The 18,091-nt window shown below is 69.2% G+C and carries 16 protein-coding genes; all 16 read left to right on the top strand.

Annotated features, from left to right (window positions below):
- The first annotated feature begins 17 nt into the window (after positions 1-17).
- The 16 genes from VGJ96_05700 (at position 18) to VGJ96_05775 (ending at position 18,020) form a co-directional block, all read left to right on the top strand.
- Positions 18-1,277, top strand: a complete 1,260-nt coding sequence (locus VGJ96_05700; GenBank protein ID HEY3286597.1) for an FtsX-like permease family protein — start codon at positions 18-20, stop codon at positions 1,275-1,277.
- Positions 1,274-1,972 (top strand): ABC transporter ATP-binding protein, encoded by a 699-nt coding sequence (locus tag VGJ96_05705; protein ID HEY3286598.1) that lies wholly within the window; start codon positions 1,274-1,276, stop codon positions 1,970-1,972. The genes VGJ96_05700 and VGJ96_05705 overlap by 4 nt, the downstream gene beginning before the upstream one ends.
- Complete coding sequence (locus VGJ96_05710; protein ID HEY3286599.1) at positions 1,972-2,454, top strand: UvrB/UvrC motif-containing protein; 483 nt, start codon at positions 1,972-1,974, stop codon at positions 2,452-2,454. Before VGJ96_05705 ends, VGJ96_05710 begins: the two co-directional genes overlap by 1 nt.
- Complete coding sequence (locus tag VGJ96_05715) at positions 2,451-3,530, top strand: protein arginine kinase (protein ID HEY3286600.1); 1,080 nt, start codon at positions 2,451-2,453, stop codon at positions 3,528-3,530. The genes VGJ96_05710 and VGJ96_05715 overlap by 4 nt, the downstream gene beginning before the upstream one ends.
- A gap of 28 nt (positions 3,531-3,558) precedes the next feature.
- A complete protein-coding gene (locus tag VGJ96_05720; GenBank protein HEY3286601.1) occupies positions 3,559-6,063 on the top strand; it encodes an ATP-dependent Clp protease ATP-binding subunit in 2,505 nt (834 codons plus the stop codon).
- 83 nt (positions 6,064-6,146) lie between these two features.
- The gene (bamA, locus tag VGJ96_05725; GenBank protein HEY3286602.1) at positions 6,147-8,564 is read left to right on the top strand and encodes an outer membrane protein assembly factor BamA; all 2,418 of its coding nucleotides are present in this window, start codon (positions 6,147-6,149) and stop codon (positions 8,562-8,564) included.
- A 15-nt stretch (positions 8,565-8,579) separates the two neighbouring features.
- A complete protein-coding gene (locus VGJ96_05730; GenBank protein HEY3286603.1) occupies positions 8,580-9,257 on the top strand; it encodes an OmpH family outer membrane protein in 678 nt (225 codons plus the stop codon).
- 31 nt (positions 9,258-9,288) lie between these two features.
- Complete coding sequence (gene lpxD, locus VGJ96_05735; GenBank protein ID HEY3286604.1) at positions 9,289-10,341, top strand: UDP-3-O-(3-hydroxymyristoyl)glucosamine N-acyltransferase; 1,053 nt, start codon at positions 9,289-9,291, stop codon at positions 10,339-10,341.
- Positions 10,338-11,606, top strand: a complete 1,269-nt coding sequence (lpxC, locus tag VGJ96_05740) for a UDP-3-O-acyl-N-acetylglucosamine deacetylase (protein HEY3286605.1) — start codon at positions 10,338-10,340, stop codon at positions 11,604-11,606. The genes lpxD and lpxC overlap by 4 nt, the downstream gene beginning before the upstream one ends.
- A complete protein-coding gene (gene lpxA, locus VGJ96_05745) occupies positions 11,603-12,379 on the top strand; it encodes an acyl-ACP--UDP-N-acetylglucosamine O-acyltransferase (GenBank protein HEY3286606.1) in 777 nt (258 codons plus the stop codon). Before lpxC ends, lpxA begins: the two co-directional genes overlap by 4 nt.
- Positions 12,376-13,395: a Gfo/Idh/MocA family oxidoreductase gene (locus VGJ96_05750; GenBank protein HEY3286607.1), complete on the top strand. Its 1,020-nt coding sequence runs from the start codon at positions 12,376-12,378 to the stop codon at positions 13,393-13,395. The genes lpxA and VGJ96_05750 overlap by 4 nt, the downstream gene beginning before the upstream one ends.
- The gene (gene lpxB, locus VGJ96_05755) at positions 13,388-14,506 is read left to right on the top strand and encodes a lipid-A-disaccharide synthase (GenBank protein ID HEY3286608.1); all 1,119 of its coding nucleotides are present in this window, start codon (positions 13,388-13,390) and stop codon (positions 14,504-14,506) included. The genes VGJ96_05750 and lpxB overlap by 8 nt, the downstream gene beginning before the upstream one ends.
- Positions 14,503-15,189, top strand: coding sequence for a lysophospholipid acyltransferase family protein (locus tag VGJ96_05760; protein ID HEY3286609.1), 687 nt, complete (start codon positions 14,503-14,505; stop codon positions 15,187-15,189). The genes lpxB and VGJ96_05760 overlap by 4 nt, the downstream gene beginning before the upstream one ends.
- Positions 15,182-16,192 (top strand): tetraacyldisaccharide 4'-kinase, encoded by a 1,011-nt coding sequence (locus VGJ96_05765; protein HEY3286610.1) that lies wholly within the window; start codon positions 15,182-15,184, stop codon positions 16,190-16,192. The genes VGJ96_05760 and VGJ96_05765 overlap by 8 nt, the downstream gene beginning before the upstream one ends.
- A 40-nt stretch (positions 16,193-16,232) precedes the next feature.
- Positions 16,233-17,543 carry a Glu/Leu/Phe/Val dehydrogenase gene (locus VGJ96_05770; GenBank protein HEY3286611.1) on the top strand — a complete coding sequence of 437 codons (1,311 nt, stop codon included), beginning with the start codon at positions 16,233-16,235 and terminating at the stop codon, positions 17,541-17,543.
- Between the two features lie 12 nt (positions 17,544-17,555).
- Positions 17,556-18,020, top strand: coding sequence for a 23S rRNA (pseudouridine(1915)-N(3))-methyltransferase RlmH (locus VGJ96_05775; protein ID HEY3286612.1), 465 nt, complete (start codon positions 17,556-17,558; stop codon positions 18,018-18,020).
- The last annotated feature ends 71 nt before the right edge of the window (positions 18,021-18,091 follow it).

Below are 18,091 nucleotides of genomic sequence, written 5' to 3' on the forward strand. Positions count from 1 at the left end.
CTCGCGGGGTGCCGATGGTGAACCGGCTGGAACTTGAGATCGCCTGGCGCTACCTCCGCTCGCGCGGCCGCACGCGCTGGCTCTCCTTCATCTCGCTCATCGCCATCGGCGGCATCGTGGTGGGCGTCAGCGCGCTGATCCTCATCATCGGCGTGATGAACGGCCTGCAGACCGACCTGCGCGAGAAGATCCTCGTCGGCAGTCCCGACTTTCGCGTCCTCGCGTTCGGTGACGACCTGAAGATCACGGCGTGGCGCGCGCTGCAGGCGAAGGTGGCCAAGGTGGATGGCGTGGTGGCCGTCGCGCCCTTCGTGCTCACGCAGGCGCTGGTCAATGCCGGGCACGATTACACCGAGGGGGCCTCGGTCTCGGGCATCGAACCGGCCGGCGCGACCCGGCGCGGCGTGACGACCATTCGCGACCACGCCATCATGGGCGACTTCTCGTTCAAGACGGCGGACGGCCAGCGGCGCGGCGCGGTGGTGGGCAAGCTGCTCGCGGAGCGTTTGGCCGCCTATCCCGGTAATCCGGGGACACGCCTCACGATGGTCTCCGCCGCTGGGCTCAAGCCCGACGCGGTGCTGGGGGCGCTCATTCCGCGCGTGGCGGAGTTCGAGGTGACGGGCGTCTTCGAAACGGGGATGTACGAATACGACAACGCCTTCGTCTTCGTGGACCTGCAGGCCGCGCAGGAGTTTGCCGGGCTCGACAGCGCGGTGACCGGGCTCGAGGTCGCCACGGCGGACCGCTGGTCGGCCCCCGTCGTGGCGGAGCGCACGATGACCGCGCTCGGCTTCCCGTACCACACCGTGGACTGGCAGGAGCAGAACAGCTCGCTCTTCAAGGCGCTGAAGCTCGAGAAGATGGGAATGGGCGTGATACTGCTGCTGATCATCGTCGTCGCCGCATTCAACATCGTGAGCACGCTCACGATGGTCGTGCGCGACAAGACGCGGGAGATCGGCATCCTCAAGGCGATGGGCGCCACCGAGGCATCCATTCGCCGGATCTTCCTGATCCAGGGGACGGTGATCGGGTGCGTGGGGACGCTCGCCGGCACGCTGCTGGGCGCGGTGCTCGGCGTCATCGTCGATCGCTACCGCCTGATCACACTCGACCCGACCGTCTATTTCATCGATCACCTGCCGGTGAAGCTCGAGGTCGGCGACACCCTCCTGATGGCATTGCTCGGCTTTGCCGTCGCGGCGCTGGCGACGCTCTATCCGGCGCGTCAGGCGTCGCGCCTCTTCCCGATCGAGGCCATCCGCGACGAATGACACCCATCCTCCAAGCGCGGGGCGTGCGGAAGGTCTTCACCGGCGGCGACGGCGGCGCGATTGTCGTGCTCGACGGCGTGGACCTGCAGGTGGCACGGGGGGAGATGGTGGCGATCGTCGGCGCCAGCGGCGCCGGCAAGAGCACGCTGCTGCAGGTCCTGGGCGCGCTGGAGCGTCCCACCGGCGGCGACGTCGAGCTGGCGGGGACGGCGGTGAGCCAGGTGGCCGACGCCCAGCTGGCCGCGCTTCGCAACACGTCGGTGGGCTTCGTCTTCCAGTTCCATCATCTGCTCAAGGAATTCACGGCGCTCGAGAACGTGATGATGCCCCTTCGAATTGGGGGCAAGTCCTCGGGCGAGGCGCGGGCACGGGCGCGGGAGCTACTCGAGCGGGTAGGGCTGGGGGCGCGCATGCAGCACCGCCCGGCCGAGCTCTCCGGGGGCGAGCAGCAGCGGACGGCGGTGGCGCGGGCGCTGGCGGCGTCGCCGCCGCTCATCCTCGCCGACGAACCCTCCGGCAACCTCGATCATGCGAACGCCGAGTCGCTGCACGCGCTGTTCGCCACCTTGGCGTCGGAGATGGGCGTGGGACTCGTGGTCGTGACGCACAACCGATCGCTCGCGTCGCGCGCGCAGCGCATCCTGCTGCTCGAGGATGGCGTGCTGCACGCCTCGCACGGCGAGGGGCTGGTCTGATGCTCTGCGACCAGTGCAAGGAGCGCGACGCGGTGGTGCACCTCACGCAGATCGTGAACGCGGAGGTGACGCAGCTCCACCTGTGCGAGAAATGCGCCGCCGCGAAGGGCATCGAGACGACGGTCGCGATGCCGAAGCATCCGCTGGGCGACTTTCTGCACGCGGTGCAGCAGCAGTCGGCGCCGTCCGTCGGGGACCAGGCCCGCTGCGCCTACTGCCAGACGTCGCTGCGCGACTTCCGGGCGTCGGGCCGGCTGGGCTGCGCCCAGTGCTACACGGCATTCGAGGGGGCCTTGCGGGAGCTCCTGCGCCGGGTGCACGGGGCGGCGCGCCATCGCGGGCGCGAGTACGACGCCCCGGTGGCCGCGGGCATCGTCGGCTCGGAGCTCGACTCGCTGCGCGAACGGCTCCAGCGGGCCGTCGCCGCCGAGGAGTTCGAGCTCGCGGCCGCGCTGCGCGACCAGATCCGGGCCCTCGAGTGACACTCGACCTGTCCCTCCTCCCCGACGGCGGGATGCCGTGGATCACGGCCTCGGGGCCGCACGCGGACATCGTGCTGTCCTCGCGGGTCCGCCTGGCGCGGAACGTCGCCGGGTTCCCGTTCAGTCCCCGGGCCGGCGACAGCGACCGGCTGCGCGTGCTGCAGCAGGTGCGCGATGCCGCGTCGCATTCGGCGCTGCTGGCACAGTCCGTCCTGGTTCGGGTGGACGAGATGACGGCCAACGAACGCCGCTTGCTGCACGAGCGGCATCTGGTGAGCCGCGAGCTCGCGGAGCTCGATGCGGCGACGGCGCGGCTCGGGGCGGCGGTGCTGGTGGGGGACGAGGCGGCGCTGATGGTGAACGAGGAAGACCATTTGCGACTGCAGGTCTTCCGGTCGGGGTTCGACATCAGCGGGGCGTGGGAACGGGCCGCCCGGCTGGAACGTGAACTGGGCGAGCGGCTGCCGCTGGCCTTCCACCATGAGTTCGGCTTCCTGACGTCGTGCCCGACGAACGTGGGGACGGGACTTCGCGCCTCGGTCCTGGTGCACCTGCCCGGCCTGGTGTTGACGCAGGAGATCGGCAAGGTCCTCACCGGCCTCCAGCAGATGGGACTGACCTACCGCGGGCTGTACGGCGAGGGGAGCGAGGTCGTGGGGAACTTCTTCCAGATCTCCAACCAGACGACCCTGGGACGGACCGAGGACGAGCTCTGTGACCACCTGTCGCGGGTGGTGGCCCACGTGATTTCGCGCGAGTCGGAGGCCCGCCGTGTCCTGACTCGGGACGCCGGTTATATTATCGAAGACAAGCTGTGGCGGGCCTACGGGACGCTGCGGTACGCGCGCAGCCTGGGCGCCGACGAGGCGATGAACCTCCTCAGCGGTGTTCGGCTGGCCGTCGGCATGTTCCTGCTGGGCGGACTGAGTGTGTACACGCTGAACAAGCTGCTGGTGTTCAGCCAGACGGCGCACCTCTCGCTGGCGGAGGGGCGGCCGCTGACGGAAATCGAGGCCAATCTCGCCCGGGCACGCTACGTGCGCGGCGTGCTGGCCGCGGAAGCGGGCGGGGCATGACGCCAGCGCCCGGGACGACGGGGACACGATGAACGGCTACAACTTCACCGAACGCGTGCGCAAGGTGCTGGCGATGGCTCGGGAGGAGGCGGCCCGCCTCCACCACGAGTACGTCGGCACGGAGCACATCCTGCTCGGGCTTATCCGCGAGGGCGAAGGGGTGGCGGCCGCCGTGCTGCAGCACCTCAACGTCGAACTCGATGAGATCCAGCAGAAGATCGAGGAAACGGTGAAGAAGGGGAAGGCGGCGCAGGCCACCGGTCCCGACTTGCCGTACACGTCGCGCGCCAAGAAGGTGCTGGAGCTCGCCATGGGCGAGGCCCGCGAGCTGGGGCACTCCTATGTGGGGACCGAGCACCTGCTGCTGGGCTTGCTCCGGGAAGAGAAGGGGATCGCCGCGCAGGTCCTGGCCGACGCCAACGTGTCGCTCGAGGCCGCCCGCGCCGAGACGCTGCGCCTGCTCGGCGGCAGCGAGACTCCGCAGGGCGGCGCCCAGCCGGCCCCGGGCGTGGCGCCGCAGCCCGCGCCGGGGGCACCGGGCGGAAAGGGCGAGAAGAAGTCCAAGACGCCCGCGCTGGACCATTTCTGCCGCGACCTGACGACGCTCGCGGCGGAGGGTCAGCTCGATCCGACCATCGGGCGCTTCAAGGAAATCGAGCGCGTCATGGAAGTCCTCACGCGCCGCAAGAAGAACAACCCGGTGCTCATCGGCGAGCCGGGCGTCGGCAAGACGGCCATCGTCGAGGGGCTCGCGCAGCTCATCGCGAACGGCGAATCCCCGGACTCGCTGCGCGAGCACCGCGTGCTCTCGCTCGACATGGCGGCGGTGATCGCCGGAACCAAGTATCGCGGCCAGTTCGAGGAGCGGCTGAAGGCGGTGATGAACGAGATCGCCCTGAACAAGCAGGTGATCCTCTTCATCGACGAGCTGCACACGCTGGTTGGCGCGGGCGCCGCGGAAGGCGCGATCGACGCCAGCAACATGCTCAAGCCCGCGCTGGCGCGCGGCGAGCTGCAGTGCGTCGGCGCCTCGACGCTCAACGAATACCGCAAGTACATCGAGAAGGACGGCGCGCTCGAGCGTCGCTTCCAGACCGTGGTGGTCGAGCCGCCTTCCATCGAGGAGACGGTCGAGATTCTCAAGGGACTGCGGAAGCGCTACGAGGATCACCACCGCGTGACGATCCCCGACGAGACGCTCGTGGTGGCGGCCAAGCTGAGCGAACGGTACATCACCGACCGCTTCCTCCCCGACAAGGCGATCGACGTGATCGACGAGGCGGGGGCGCGGGCGCGCCTCGCGGCGCAGGTGCCGCCGCCGGAGGTGGCGGAGCTCAAGGGCAAGCTGGAGCAGGTGAACACCGAGAAGGACGCAGCGGTGCGCGACCAGAACTTCGAGCGCGCCGCGGCGCTGCGCGACAGCGAGCGCGAACTGCAGGGCGAGATCCGCACGCGGCAGGAGGCGTGGGAGCAGCGCCGGCAGTCGTTCCGGCCGGTGCTCGGCGAGGAGGAGATCGCCTTCATCGTCAGCCGGTGGACGGGGATCCCCGTCACGCGCCTGCAAGAGGCCGAGACGGCGCGCCTGCTGCGCATGGAGGAGGAGCTGCACCAGAGCGTGGTGGCGCAGGAGGACGCGATCAAGGCGATCGCGCGGTCCATCCGCCGCAGCCGCGCGGGGCTCAAGGACCCGAAGCGCCCGATCGGCTCGTTCATCTTCTGCGGCCCGACCGGGGTGGGCAAGACGGAGCTGGCCCGGGCGCTCGCGAAGTTCCTGTTCGCCGACGTGTCGGCGCTGATTCGCGTGGACATGTCGGAGTACATGGAGAAGTTCTCGGTGTCGCGGCTGATCGGCGCACCGCCGGGCTACGTGGGCTACGAGGATTCGGGGGCGCTCACCAAGGCCGTGCGGCGGAAGCCGTATAGCGTGGTGCTGCTCGACGAGATCGAGAAGGCGCACCCGGACGTGTTCAACATCCTCCTGCAGGTCCTCGATGAGGGGCACCTGACGGACAACTACGGGCGCGTGATCGACTTCAAGAACACGGTCGTCATCATGACGTCGAACGTCGGGGCCAAGGACATCACCAAGAGCCGGACGGTGGGCTTCGGCAGCGCCGACGGGCCGTCCCGTTTCGAGAAGATGGCGGAGAAGGTGCGCGAGGAGCTGCAGAACACCTTCAACCCCGAGTTCCTGAACCGGCTGGACGACACCATCGTCTTCCACCCGCTGCAGCGGGAGCACATCGCCCAGATCGTCGGCATCCTGCTGCGGGACGTGCAGAAGCGCCTGTCCGAGGAGGAGCTGGTGATGAAGCTCTCGGACGCCGCGCTCGACTTCCTGGTCAAGCACGGCTACGACGAGGCGTACGGCGCCCGTCCGCTCAAGCGGGCCATCCAGCGTTATATCGAGGACCCCCTGTCGGAGAAGATCCTGCTGGCCGAGTTCTCGCGAGGCGACGAAATCGAGGTGGACGTGGCCGTGGATGGCACGCGACTCGAGTTTCGGGTCCCCGCAAGCACCCCGAAGGCGTAGCGGGAACCTGAGGAGGCTGGGCGGGTTGCAACTGCAATCCACCCGGCCTCTTAGTGTATATTTCCCTACTTATGCTCCGATCGATGTATTCCGCCCTGGCGCTGGTGGTCCTGGCGGGCCCCCTCGCGCTGGCCGCCCAGCAACCCGATGATGCCCGGTGCCAGACACCGGACACGATTGCCGTCTCCGGCAACAAACGTGTCCCGGCGTCGACCATCCTGTCCGACGCGGGCCTGAAGGCCAAGACGGCGCTGAACTACCCTTCGCTGCAGCGGGCGATTCGCGGCGTTTTCGAGAGCGGGCAGTTCGATGACGTCCAGTTGGCGTGCCTCCTGTCACCCGACGGCCAGCAGGCGACGCTCGTCATCAAGGTGGTCGAGCGTCCCGTGCTCTCGGACGTGGACGTGACGGGACCCGAGGTGGTCTCGCTCCGCACGGTCCGTGACCGGGTGGACCTCCTGGTCGGGCGCCCGGTGGACCCGGCGCAGGTGGCGCTGGCCATCACCCGCATTGATTCGCTCTACCAGGCCAACGGCTTCTACCTGGCGCAGATCAAGCCGGAAACGACGGTGGTCGGCGATCGCGTCAAGCTGCTCTTCCGCGTGGACGAGGGGCGCCGGCTCGCGATCTCGGGCGTGAACGTCATCGGCAACTCGCTCGTTCCGTCCAAGTCGATCGTGAAGGCGATGAAGACGCGCCCGGAGAGTTTTCTCTGGTGGAAGAAGGGCACGTTCGACGAGGACAAGTACGCCGGCGACCTCGGGGAGCGCATTCCGACGCTGTTCGCCAAGCAGGGGTTCGTCGACTTCCAGTTCCTGAAGGACACGCTCCTGATCGACCGCGCCCGCGGGAAGGGGCTGATCGAACTGACGGTCAATGAGGGGCGCCGGTACAACGTCGGCGCCTTCGCGGTGGACGGCAACAAGCACTTCTCCACCGAGGACATCCAGCGCGCGTATCCCTTCACCACCACGGCCGCGTCGCTGCCGCAGCGCGTGGTGGCGCTGGCGCGCCGCAAGAAGGTGGCGTCGAACCTGTTCGACCGGACGCAGTGGGACGACGCGACGCAGAAGGTGCGGACGATGTATTCCAACGAGGGGTACATCTACGCGCAGGTCCGTCCGGTCGCGGAGCCGGCGGCAACGGGCGCCGATTCGGTGCCGAAGGTGAACCTGCGCTGGGAGATCAACGAGGGACAGCCCGCGATCATCAATCGCGTGGACATCCTTGGCAACGACTACACCAACGAGTCGTGCATCCGCGAACAGCTGTTCGTGATTCCGGGCGACGTCTTCAACCAGGACCGGTTGATCCGCTCGTACCAGAGCCTGGGCAACATGGGCTTCTTCGAGACGCCCATCGCGCCGCCCGACACGCGCCCGGCGAACGAGGCCGGTGACGTGGACGTGATCTTCCGCGTGAAGGAGAAGCGCACCGGCAACATCAACTTCGGCGCGTCCATGGGGCAGGGCACGGGGATCGGCGGCTTCATCGGCCTCGAGCAGCCCAACCTGTGGGGCAACTGCAAGCGCGGGTCGGTGCAGTGGCAGTACGGCCGCTACATCAACGACTTCAACCTGAGCTACACCGACCCGGCAATTCGCAAGAGCCGCATTTCGGGGACGGTCACCGCGTACAACTCGCAGGCGCGCTACCAGATTGCCGACCTCGGCCGTTCGATCCGCACCGGCGCGAGCCTCCAGGTCGGTTTCCCGCTGCCGAACTCGCGGTTCACGCGCCTCTTCGTGTCGTACGGCGCCGAAGGCGTGAAATTCGGCAGCGGCGGCCTGCTGGGCTCGGTGGCCTCGACGACCGCCTGCACGCGCTGCTTCCGGTCCAACATGGGCCTCACGCTGCAGCGCGACACGCGCGTCGACCTGCCCTTTGCGACGCAGGGGAGCATGCAGAGCGTCAAGGCCGACTTCAACGGCGGCATCCTCGGCGGCACGTCCAACTTCCAGCGTTACTACACCGAAATGCGCGCGCACGCGCTGCTCGCGGAGATCGGCGGCAAGAAGATGGGGGCGAACCCGCTGAAGCTGACCGTCGGACTGACGACCAAGACGGGCGCCGTCTTCGGCGACCCGGGGGCGTTCTTCTACTCCCAGTCCTTCTCGCTGGGCGGCGTGCAGTTCGGCGAGATGCTGCGCGGCTATCCGGAGTTCTCGGTGACCCCCCGCGGCTTCTCGGGGTCGACGGGGACGTACAACGCGCAGCGCTCGTCGTTCGGCAACGCCTTCTTCACGACGACGGCGGAAGTCGGCCTGCGCGTGAGCCAGCAGCTCTACATCAACCTGTTCTACGACGCGGGCAACATCTGGAATCATCCCCGCGAAATCGACCCGTCCCGCCTGTACCGGGGCGCGGGTCTCGGCGCCTCCGTCGTGACGCCGCTCGGGCCTCTCGGCCTGGACTGGGCCTACGGCTTCGACCGCACCGACATCTTCGGGCGGCCGGATCCCAAGTTCCAGCTGCACTTCCGCCTCGGCCAGTTCTTCTAACACCTGGAGTTTGCAATGCACGTCCGTGTACGCGCGCTGCTCAGCGCCATCGTTCCCCTCCTCCTCCTCCCCGCGGTGGCCATGTCGCAGGGGACCGCCGTGAAGGTCGCCTACGTCGACACGCGAGAACTGCTCGACAAGGCGCCCGGCCGGACCGAAGCCGACGCGCAGTGGAAGAAGGAGGCGCAGGCCATGCAGGATCAGGTCACGCGCATGCAGGATTCGCTGCAGGCGATGATCGCCGCCTATCAGAAGGCGGAGGCGGGGCTGAGCCCGGCGGCGCGTGAGACGCGCCAGAAGGGCATTGGCGAGAAGGAGCAGGAGTACCAGACGCGCACGCAGGCGCTCGACCTCCAGGCGCAGCAGCGCCAGGCGCAGCTGCTGCAGCCGATCATCGAGCAGATCAAGGTCGCGCTCGAGGACATTCGCAAGGATGAAGGGCTGACCATGATCCTCGATGTCGGCAGCCAGGCCAACCCGATCGTCGCCATCGACAAGAACCTCAACATCACCGACAAGGTGCTGGTGAAGCTCCGGTCGATGCCGGTGCCGCAGGTGAGCGCCCCGACGACGACGCCGAAGCCGGCGACCCCGGCCGCGGCGCCCGCAACCAAGCCGCCCACGGCGGCACCGGCGGGTCCGGTGTCGGCGCCGGCCGGCGCGGCCAAGCCGAAGGTTCCGCCGGTCAACTGACGCGATCGGAATCCCCACCCCGGAACGCCGCATGACGCAGGAGCAATCCCCACTGACGATGACCGCCGCCCAGCTCGCTGAGGCGACGGGCGGCCGGCTCGTCGGTGATGCGGCGGCGACGGTGCGCTCCATCGCGCCGCTCGATCGTGCCGGGCCCGAGGATCTGAGCTTTCTCGCCTTCCTCAAGTACGCGCCGATGCTGGCCACGAGCGGCGCCGGCGTGGTGCTGGTGGCGCCCGACCTGCAGGACACTCCGGGGACGCCGCGCGCCCGCGTGATCGTGGCCCAGCCGCACGAGGCGATGCTCCGGCTGATTCCGCGCTTCTACCGGGCGGCGGTGCGAACCCCGGGCATTCATCCGTCGGCGCATGTGGGGCGCGGCGCCGCGCTCGGCCGGGATGTCTGCATCGATGCCGGCGCCGTGGTCGAGGACGGCGCCCGCATCGGCGATCGCACCTGGATCGGCGCGCACTCGGTGGTGGGCGCCGGCGCGACGCTCGGGGATGATTGCCAGCTCCACCCGCAGGTCACCGTCTATCCGAACAGCCAGATCGGGCACCGGGTGATCCTCCACTCGGGCGCGCGGATCGGCAGCGACGGCTTCGGCTACGTCTCGCACACGGTGGACGGGCAGTTCACGCACCAGAAGATCCCGCACATCGGACGCGCGATCATCGGGGATGACGTGGAGATCGGCGCCAACAGCGCAGTCGACCGCGGCAGCGTGGACGACACCGTGGTCGGGGCCGGCACCAAGATCGACAACCTCGTGCACATTGGACACAATGCCCGCGTCGGGCGGCTCTGCCTGCTCATTGCGCAGTGCGGCGTCAGCGGGAGCGCGCGCATCGAGGACGGCGTGGTGCTCGCCGGCCAGGTCGGCGTGAGCGGGCATCTCACGATCGGCGCCGGCGCGAAGGTTGGCGCGCAGGGCGGCGTGATCAGCGACATTCCGCCGGGTGAGTCGTGGTCGGGGTATCCGGCGCGTCCGCACCGGGAGTCGCTGCGCGCGACGGCCGCGCTCTTCAAGCTGGCCGGCATGATCAAGCGCCTCGAACGGCTGCTCGAACGGGACGGGCAGTGAGCGGTCGGCGCACGATTGCGCGCGCCGTGTCGGTGTCCGGCGTCGGCCTGCATCTCGGAAAGCCATGCCGTCTCTCGTTCGAGCCTGCCAAGGCCGGCGTGGGGATCCGGTTTCGCCGCGTCGACCTTGCCGGCGCCCCCGAAACGCAGGCCCACGCGGACACGGCGGAACTCGCCGAACGGCGCACCCAACTCGGCACGGGCGATTCGGCGTTGCACACCGTGGAGCACGTGCTGGCCGCAGTCGCGGGCGCGGGCGTCGACGACGTGCTGATCGCCATGGATGCGCCCGAGCCGCCCATCCTCGATGGCAGTTCGCGGCCGTTTCTCGAGGCGCTGCAGCATGCGGGTTTCGTCGAGCAGGCCGGCACGGTCGAGTACCTGAAAGTCAGCCGCCCGGTGCGCGTGGTGGACGGCCAGTCCGTGTACGAGGCGCACCCCGCCGACGGGCTGACGCTGGACGTGGAGATCGAGTTTCCGCATCCTCTCGTGGGCACGCAGCGGGGGACGTGGGTCGTGACCCCGGCGACCTTCCAGCATGAACTGGCGGGCGCCCGCACCTTCGGCTTCCTGCGGGAAGTGGAAGCGTTGCGGGCCAAGGGGCTCATCCAGGGTGCGACGGTCGAGAATGCCGTCGTGCTGGACGAGACGGGCGTGGTGGGAACGACGCTGCGGTGGCCGGATGAGTTCGTCCGGCACAAGGCGATGGATTTCGTGGGTGATCTGGCGCTGGCCGGCAAGCGGGTGCAGGCACGCATCACGGCGACCAGGCCCAGCCATCGCGGAACAGTCTTGCTGGTGCGGGCGCTACTGGCGCAGGCCCGGCGGGAGGCACAGGTGCTCGGAATTGAAGAGATCATGAAGGTGCTGCCGCATCGCTATCCCTTCCTGCTCGTGGACCGCGTCCTCGAGCTGGATGAGAAACGCATTGTCGGCCTCAAGAACGTCACCATCAACGAACCCTTCTTCCAGGGGCATTTCCCCGGCCACCCCATCATGCCCGGCGTGTTGATCGTCGAGGCGATGGCGCAGGTCGGCGGCATGCTGCTGATGGGCACCGTGGAGGATCCGGACAAGAAGGTCGTGTACTTCATGTCGCTCGACAACGTGAAATTCCGCAAGCCGGTGAAGCCCGGCGACCAGCTCCGCTTCGAATTGGAGATGAAGCAGGTGCGCGGGATGATCTGCCGCATGCAGGGTGTGGCAAAAGTTGACGGCGAAGTCGTTTGCGAGGCCGAGATGGCCGCCATGGTGAGGGATCGATGAGCAATCGCATACATCCGTCCGCCGTCATCGACGCGGACGCGCAGATCGGCGACAACGTGACCATCGGCGCGGGCGTGATCATTGGCCCGCACTGCACCGTAGGCGACGGCTGCGTGATCAGCACCCGGGCGGTGCTCGAGGAGTACGTCAAGCTCGGGACCGAGGTGAAGATCGGCGTCGGCAGCGTGCTCGGCGGCCTGCCCCAGGACCTCAAGTTCAAGGGTGAGGAGACGTGGGTGGAGGTGGGCGACCGAACGACGATTCGCGAATACACGACGATCAACCGCGGCACCTCGCAGTCGTTCCGGACGACGGTCGGCAGCGACTGCTTCCTGATGACGTACGTGCATCTCGCGCACGACTGCCACGTCGGCAACGGCGTGATCATCTCCAACGGGACGCAGCTGGCCGGGCACGTGACGATCGAGGACAAGGCGATCGTCTCGGGACTCTGCGCCATCCACCAGTTCGGGAAGATCGGCCGCTACTGCTTCGTGGGCGGGATGTCGCGCGTCAACAAGGACGTGCCGCCGTACGTGAAGGCGGTGGGCAACCCGATCAAGCTGTACGGCCTCAACAGCATCGGGCTGCAGCGCAACGGGTTCACGCCCGAGACGATTGCCGAGCTGAAGAAGGCGTACCGGCTCTTCTTCCGGAGCGAACTGAACATTGCGCAGGCGCTCGAGACGGCGCGCCGCGAGCTGTCGATGAGCGCCGAGGTGAAGGCGTTCGTGGACTTCGTGGACGAGAGCCAGCGGGGCATCGTGGTATGACCAGGCCGCTGCGGGTGGGAGTCGTGGGCACGGGCGCGCTGGGCTATCACCACCTGCGGCACCTGCGCACGCTCGACGCGGTGAACGTGCCCGGGTTCTTCGAGGCGGACGCCGCGCGCGCCGCCAAGGTTGGCGAAGAGCTCGGCGTGGCGGCGGCCGCGTCGCTGGACGCGCTGCTCGACGGCGTGGACGCGGTGTCCATCGCCGTGCCGACCCCGGCGCACTTCGCGGTGGCCAAGGCGGCGCTGGCGCGCGGCAAGCACGTGCTGATCGAGAAGCCGATCACCACGACGCTGGCCGAGGCGGATGAGCTGCTGGCGCTGGCCCGGGCCAAGGGCGCGCTCGTGCAGATCGGGCACATCGAGCGATTCAATCGCGCGATTCGCGCGGCCTGGCAGTACGTGGACCAGCCGCTGTTCATCGAGAGTGAGCGGCTGGCGCCGTTCAATCCCCGCGGGTCGGACGTGGCCGTCGTGCTCGACCTGATGATCCACGACATCGACCTCGTGCTCACGCTGACGCGCGCGAAGGTGGCCGAAGTACGCGCGGCCGGCGTCGGCATCCTGACGCCGAGCGTGGACATCGCGGATGCGCGCGTCGCGTTCGCCAACGGCGCCATCGCCAACATCACGGCGAGCCGGATCTCGCGGGACCGGACGCGCAAGCTGCGCCTGTTCCAGCGCAACGCGTACCTCACGCTCGACCTGGGGGCGGGGAACGGGGAGCTTTTCCGCCTGCGGAGCGACGTGAACCTGGCGGCGCTGGCGATGCAGGCGCAACCGGACGTGGCGGCGTTCGTCGAGCGCATTCCGCTCGAGGCGCCGGAAGGCGACGCGCTGCGGCTGGAACTCGAGTCGTTCGTCGCGGCGGCGCGCGGCGAGGCCGACGTGCCGGTCACGGGCGAGGACGGGCGTGATGCGCTAGCGGTGGCGTTGCAGATCGTGGCGGACATCGAGCGCGCCCGGGGAGTGATGGACGCGGCGCGCACTTCGGGTGCGCGCGCCTCCGGTGCGTGAAATCCTGATCATCGCCGGTGAGGCGTCGGGCGACCTGCATGGCGCCGGCGTCGCCGAGCGACTGCGCGTCGTGCGCCCCGACGTTCCGCTGGTGGGCATGGGGGGCGATCGCATGGCGGCGGCGGGCGTCACCCTCTTCGAGCGGGCCGAGGGCGTCGTGGGTTTCGTCGAGGTGCTCAGGCACCTCCCCGCGCACCTGCGCCTGCTGCGCACCGTCAAGGCGCACCTGCGCAGCGGGCGCGTCGGGCTCGTCATCCTGATCGACTATCCGGGCTTCAACCTGCGCGTGGCACGCGCGGCGCGCGCGGCCGGCGTGCCGGTGCTGTACTACATCACGCCGCAGGTCTGGGCGTGGAAGCCGGGGCGCGTGAAGATGATGGCCGAAGTCATCACCAAGGCGGCGGTGATCCTCCCGTTCGAGGAGCCGCTGCTGCGTGGCGCGGGGATCGACACGACCTTCGTGGGGCACCCGCTGCTCGATCGCGCGCAGGCGCTCCCCGACCAGGCGGAGGCCCGGCGGCGCCTGGGGCTCCCGCTCGACCGCGAAGTGCTCGCGCTCTTCCCCGGCAGCCGGGCGCAGGAGATCGAGCGGCACGTGCGCGCCTTCGAGGCGGTGGCGCGCGAACTCCAGCGGCGGCGTCCGGGGCTCGAAGTCGTGGTGAGCGTTGCGCCGACCATCCAGATGGACGCCTCGCACCTGCCGTACCCGATGGTGCGCGCGCAATCGTTCGACGTGTTGCGCGCGGCGGACGTCGCGCTGTGCAAGAGCGGGACGACGACGCTCGAGGCGGCGGTCGCCGGTTGTCCGTGCGCCGTCGTGTACAAGACGAGCCGCATCACCTACGAGATTGCGCGCCGCCTGGTGAAGATTCCTCACATCGGCCTGCTGAACGTGGTGGCGGGCCGCGAGGTGGCGCCGGAGTTCGTGCAGGAGACCTTCACGACGCCGGCGGTTGCCGACGCGCTCGAGCCGCTGTTCGGTGACGCCAGTCCGGCGCGCCGGCGCATGCTCGAGGGCATGGCGGAGATCCGGCGCATGCTCGGGGCGCCCGGGGCGGCCGCGCGCGTGGCGGAGTTGGCGAGCACGATGCTGCGCGAGGGGGACGGGTGACCGGACCCGCGTCGCCGGCGGACGTCGCGAACGACGCCATGGCGGCGAAGCGCGCACGCAAGGTGCGCTGGGCCGCACGCGCCGGCTATTGGGCCGTCCAACTGCTCGCCCGCACGTGGCGCATCGAGCTCCGCGGCGAGGCGAACTGGCCCATGCGGAATGGCGTGCGGCTTCCCGTGGTGGTCGCCGTCTGGCACGGACTGATGCTCACGCCCATCTGGACCCAGCGGCATCGCGGCATCATGGCGCTCGCCAGCGAGCACGGCGACGGTGAGATCATCGCGCGCATCCTCGAACGGCTCGGCTACGCGCCGCCGGCGCGCGGTTCGTCGTCGCGCGGCGGGGTGCGCGGCCTCCTGACGCTGGTGGCGGCGTTGCGCGAGGGCCGGTCGGTGGCCTTCACCCCCGACGGCCCGCGCGGCCCGGCGCGCGTGCCGCAGGCCGGACTGTTCGTCGCCGCGCACCGCGCGGGCACGGTGATCGTGCCGATGTCCATGCATCCCGCGCGGGCGTGGCACCTGAGAAGCTGGGACCGGTACGCGATTCCCAAGCCGTTCGCCCGCGTGGTGGTCACCATTGGCGAACCCTTCACGCCGCGCTTCGACGGTGACATGCTCGCCGCGGGCGAGATCGAGCGATTCGTGGCGGCGATGGATGCCACGGAGGCGATGGCCCGTGCGTGACGCGTTCATTCGCCTGGTGTGGTACGGCGACGGCTTCGCGGCGCTGCTCGCTCGCGCCGTGCTGACGCCCGTGGAGTGGCTCTACGGCGCGGCGAGCCTGCTGGTGGGTGCGCAGCGCGCGCGTCAGGCCGTGCGCACCGGCGTCCCCACGGTGTCCATTGGCAACCTCACCGTCGGTGGTACCGGCAAGACGCCGATCGCGGCGTGGGTGGCCGCGCAACTGGCGCGGCGCGGACGCGTCCCCGCGCTGCTGCTGCGCGGCTACGGGGCGGACGAACAGATCGTGCACGAGCAGCTGAATCCCCGCGTGCCAGTGCTCGCGCATCCCGTGCGACGCGCATCGGCCACGCGGGCCGTCACGCAGGGTGCCACCGCGCTCGTGCTGGACGACGCCTTCCAGCATCGCCAGTTGGCGCGTGACGCGGACGTGGTGCTGGTCAGCGCCGACCTGTGGCACGACCTGCCGGTGCGCCTGCTCCCAGTTGGCCCATTCCGGGAGCCGCTCTTTGCGCTGCGCCGTGCCTCGCTCCTCATTGTCACGCGCAAGGCGGCGTCGCCCGAACGCGCCGAGCAGCTGGCCACCCTCCTGCGCGCGGCCGCCCCGGCGCTCCCCGTCGCGATCGCGCATCTTGCGCCCGGCCAGTTGCGTCGGTGGGGGGGCGAAGCGGAAGAGCCGTCCGCGGCCGTCCACGGGCAGCACATCCTGGCGGTGTCGGGCATCGGTGCCCCGGGCGCATTCGAGGCGCAGCTGCGCGCCCTCGGCGCCGACGTCGAGGCCGTCTCGTTCGGCGACCACCACGCGTACACCCCGGCGGATGCGAGCGCGCTCGCGGCACGGGCGATGCGGTGTCACCGCGTCGTCTGCACGCTCAAGGATGCCGTGAAGCTTGGTCCCATCTGGCCCGCCGACGCGCCGGGGCTGTGGTATCTTTCCCAGTCAGTGGTCTTCGAGCGGGGTGCGTCGGACGTGCACGCGCTGCTCGATCGGCTGGCCGCCCGCTAGCTCCTCCCAACGCCGGGCTCGGCGTTCACTCTCGATTGCCATGGCCGATCTTCGACTTCCCACGAACGCCATCGTCCATCCGGACAAGGATCGCTTTCTCGGCCTGGGCGAGGTGAATCCCTTCGAGGCGATGATGGCGCGCTTCGATCGGGCCGCCGAGCTGCTCGATCTCGAGCCGGGGTTGTACAAGGTGCTGCGGAATCCCGAGAAGACGATCATCGTCTCGATTCCCGTGCTGATGGACAGCGGCGACGTCGAGGTGTTCACCGGCATCCGCTGCATCTACAACACGTCGCGCGGCCCCGCCAAGGGGGGCATTCGCTTCGACGAGAACGTGACGGTGGACGAGATGAAGGCCCTCGCCGCCTGGATGACGTGGAAGTGCGCGGTGGTCAACATCCCGTTCGGCGGCTCCAAGGGCGGCGTGATCTGCGACCCGCTCAAGCTGAGCATCGGCGAACTCGAGCGGGTCACGCGCCGCTACACGGCGGGGATCATCGCCACGCTCGGCCCCGACTCCGATGTCCCGGCGCCGGAGGTGAACACCAACGAGAGGGTGATGGCGTGGCTGATGGACACCTACAGCATGCACGTCGGCCACACGGTGAACGCCGTCACGACGGGCAAGCCGGTGGCGATGGGTGGCTCGCTGGGCCGTCGCGAGGCGACCGGACGCGGCTGCATGATCGCCACGCGGGAGGCGCTGACGCACCTCGGGATGTCCATGAAGGGGGCGCGCGTCGTGGTGCAGGGGTTCGGCAATGTGGGCTCCGTCGCCGCGGAGCTGCTGCACGCCGAAGGGGCCAAAGTCGTCGCGATCAGCGATCGCACCGGCGGCTGGTTCAGCAGGAAGGGCCTCGACGTGAAGCATGCCATCGCGTTCGTACAGGCGCACGGCACGCTCGAGGGCTACGGCGTCGGCGAGCGCGTGACGAACGAGGAACTGCTTGAACTCGACTGCGATGTGCTGCTGCCGGCGGCGCTGGAGAACGTGATCACGACGAAGAATGCCGCGAACATCAAGGCCAAGGTCATTTGCGAGGGCGCCAACGGGCCGACGACGGCCGGCGCCGACGCGATCCTCGAGGACAAGGGAATCTTCGTGATTCCGGACATCCTGGCCAACGCCGGCGGCGTGACGGTCTCGTACTTCGAGTGGGTGCAGAACCGGAGCGGCTACTACTGGACCGCGCCGGTGGTGAACGAGCGCCTGCGCGAGATCATGGTGAGTGCCTTCCACGAGGTGCTGCAGCTGTCGCGGCAGCACAAGGTGAACATGCGGACGGCCTCGTACATGCTGTCCATCAATCGCGTAGCCACGGTGCACAAGCTGCGCGGCATCTATCCCTAGCGGGCGCGCCCAGTGAAGGTCCTGGTGGTCTCGGTTGGCAAGCCACGCAACGCGGGTCTCGCGGCTGCCATCGGCGAATACGAGGCACGCGCCGCGCGCTACTGGCCGCTGGGGCACGTAGAGGTGCGCGAGGAGCCGGCGAAGTCGGCGGGCGCCGACCTCGTGCGCGAGCGGGAGGGGGAGCGATTGACCGCCAAGCTCCCGCCGGCGGCGGTGGTGGCCTGCTGTGATCCCGGCGGCAAGCGACTAGATTCGGCCGCCTTTGCCGCGTGGCTGCAGGGGCATCGCGAGGGAGGGCGAGACGTGGCCTTCGTGATCGGCGGGGCCTTTGGCCTCGCGCCGGCGCTGCTGAAGCGTGCGGCCCTGCGGCTGGAACTCGCGCCGTGGACCCTGCCGCACGAGCTCGCGCGCCTGGTGCTGGCGGAGCAGCTGTACCGGGCGGGGACCATCGTGCGCCGCGAGCCCTACCACAAGTGACCGTGCCGCATTCCGCGCCCCCGTGTTCAGCGGTTAGGTTATGACGCGGCGCGGTCGGCACGCGCCGCGGA

The sequence above is a fragment of the Gemmatimonadaceae bacterium genome, from assembly GCA_036504815.1.
Taxonomy (GTDB): domain Bacteria; phylum Gemmatimonadota; class Gemmatimonadetes; order Gemmatimonadales; family Gemmatimonadaceae; genus PNKL01.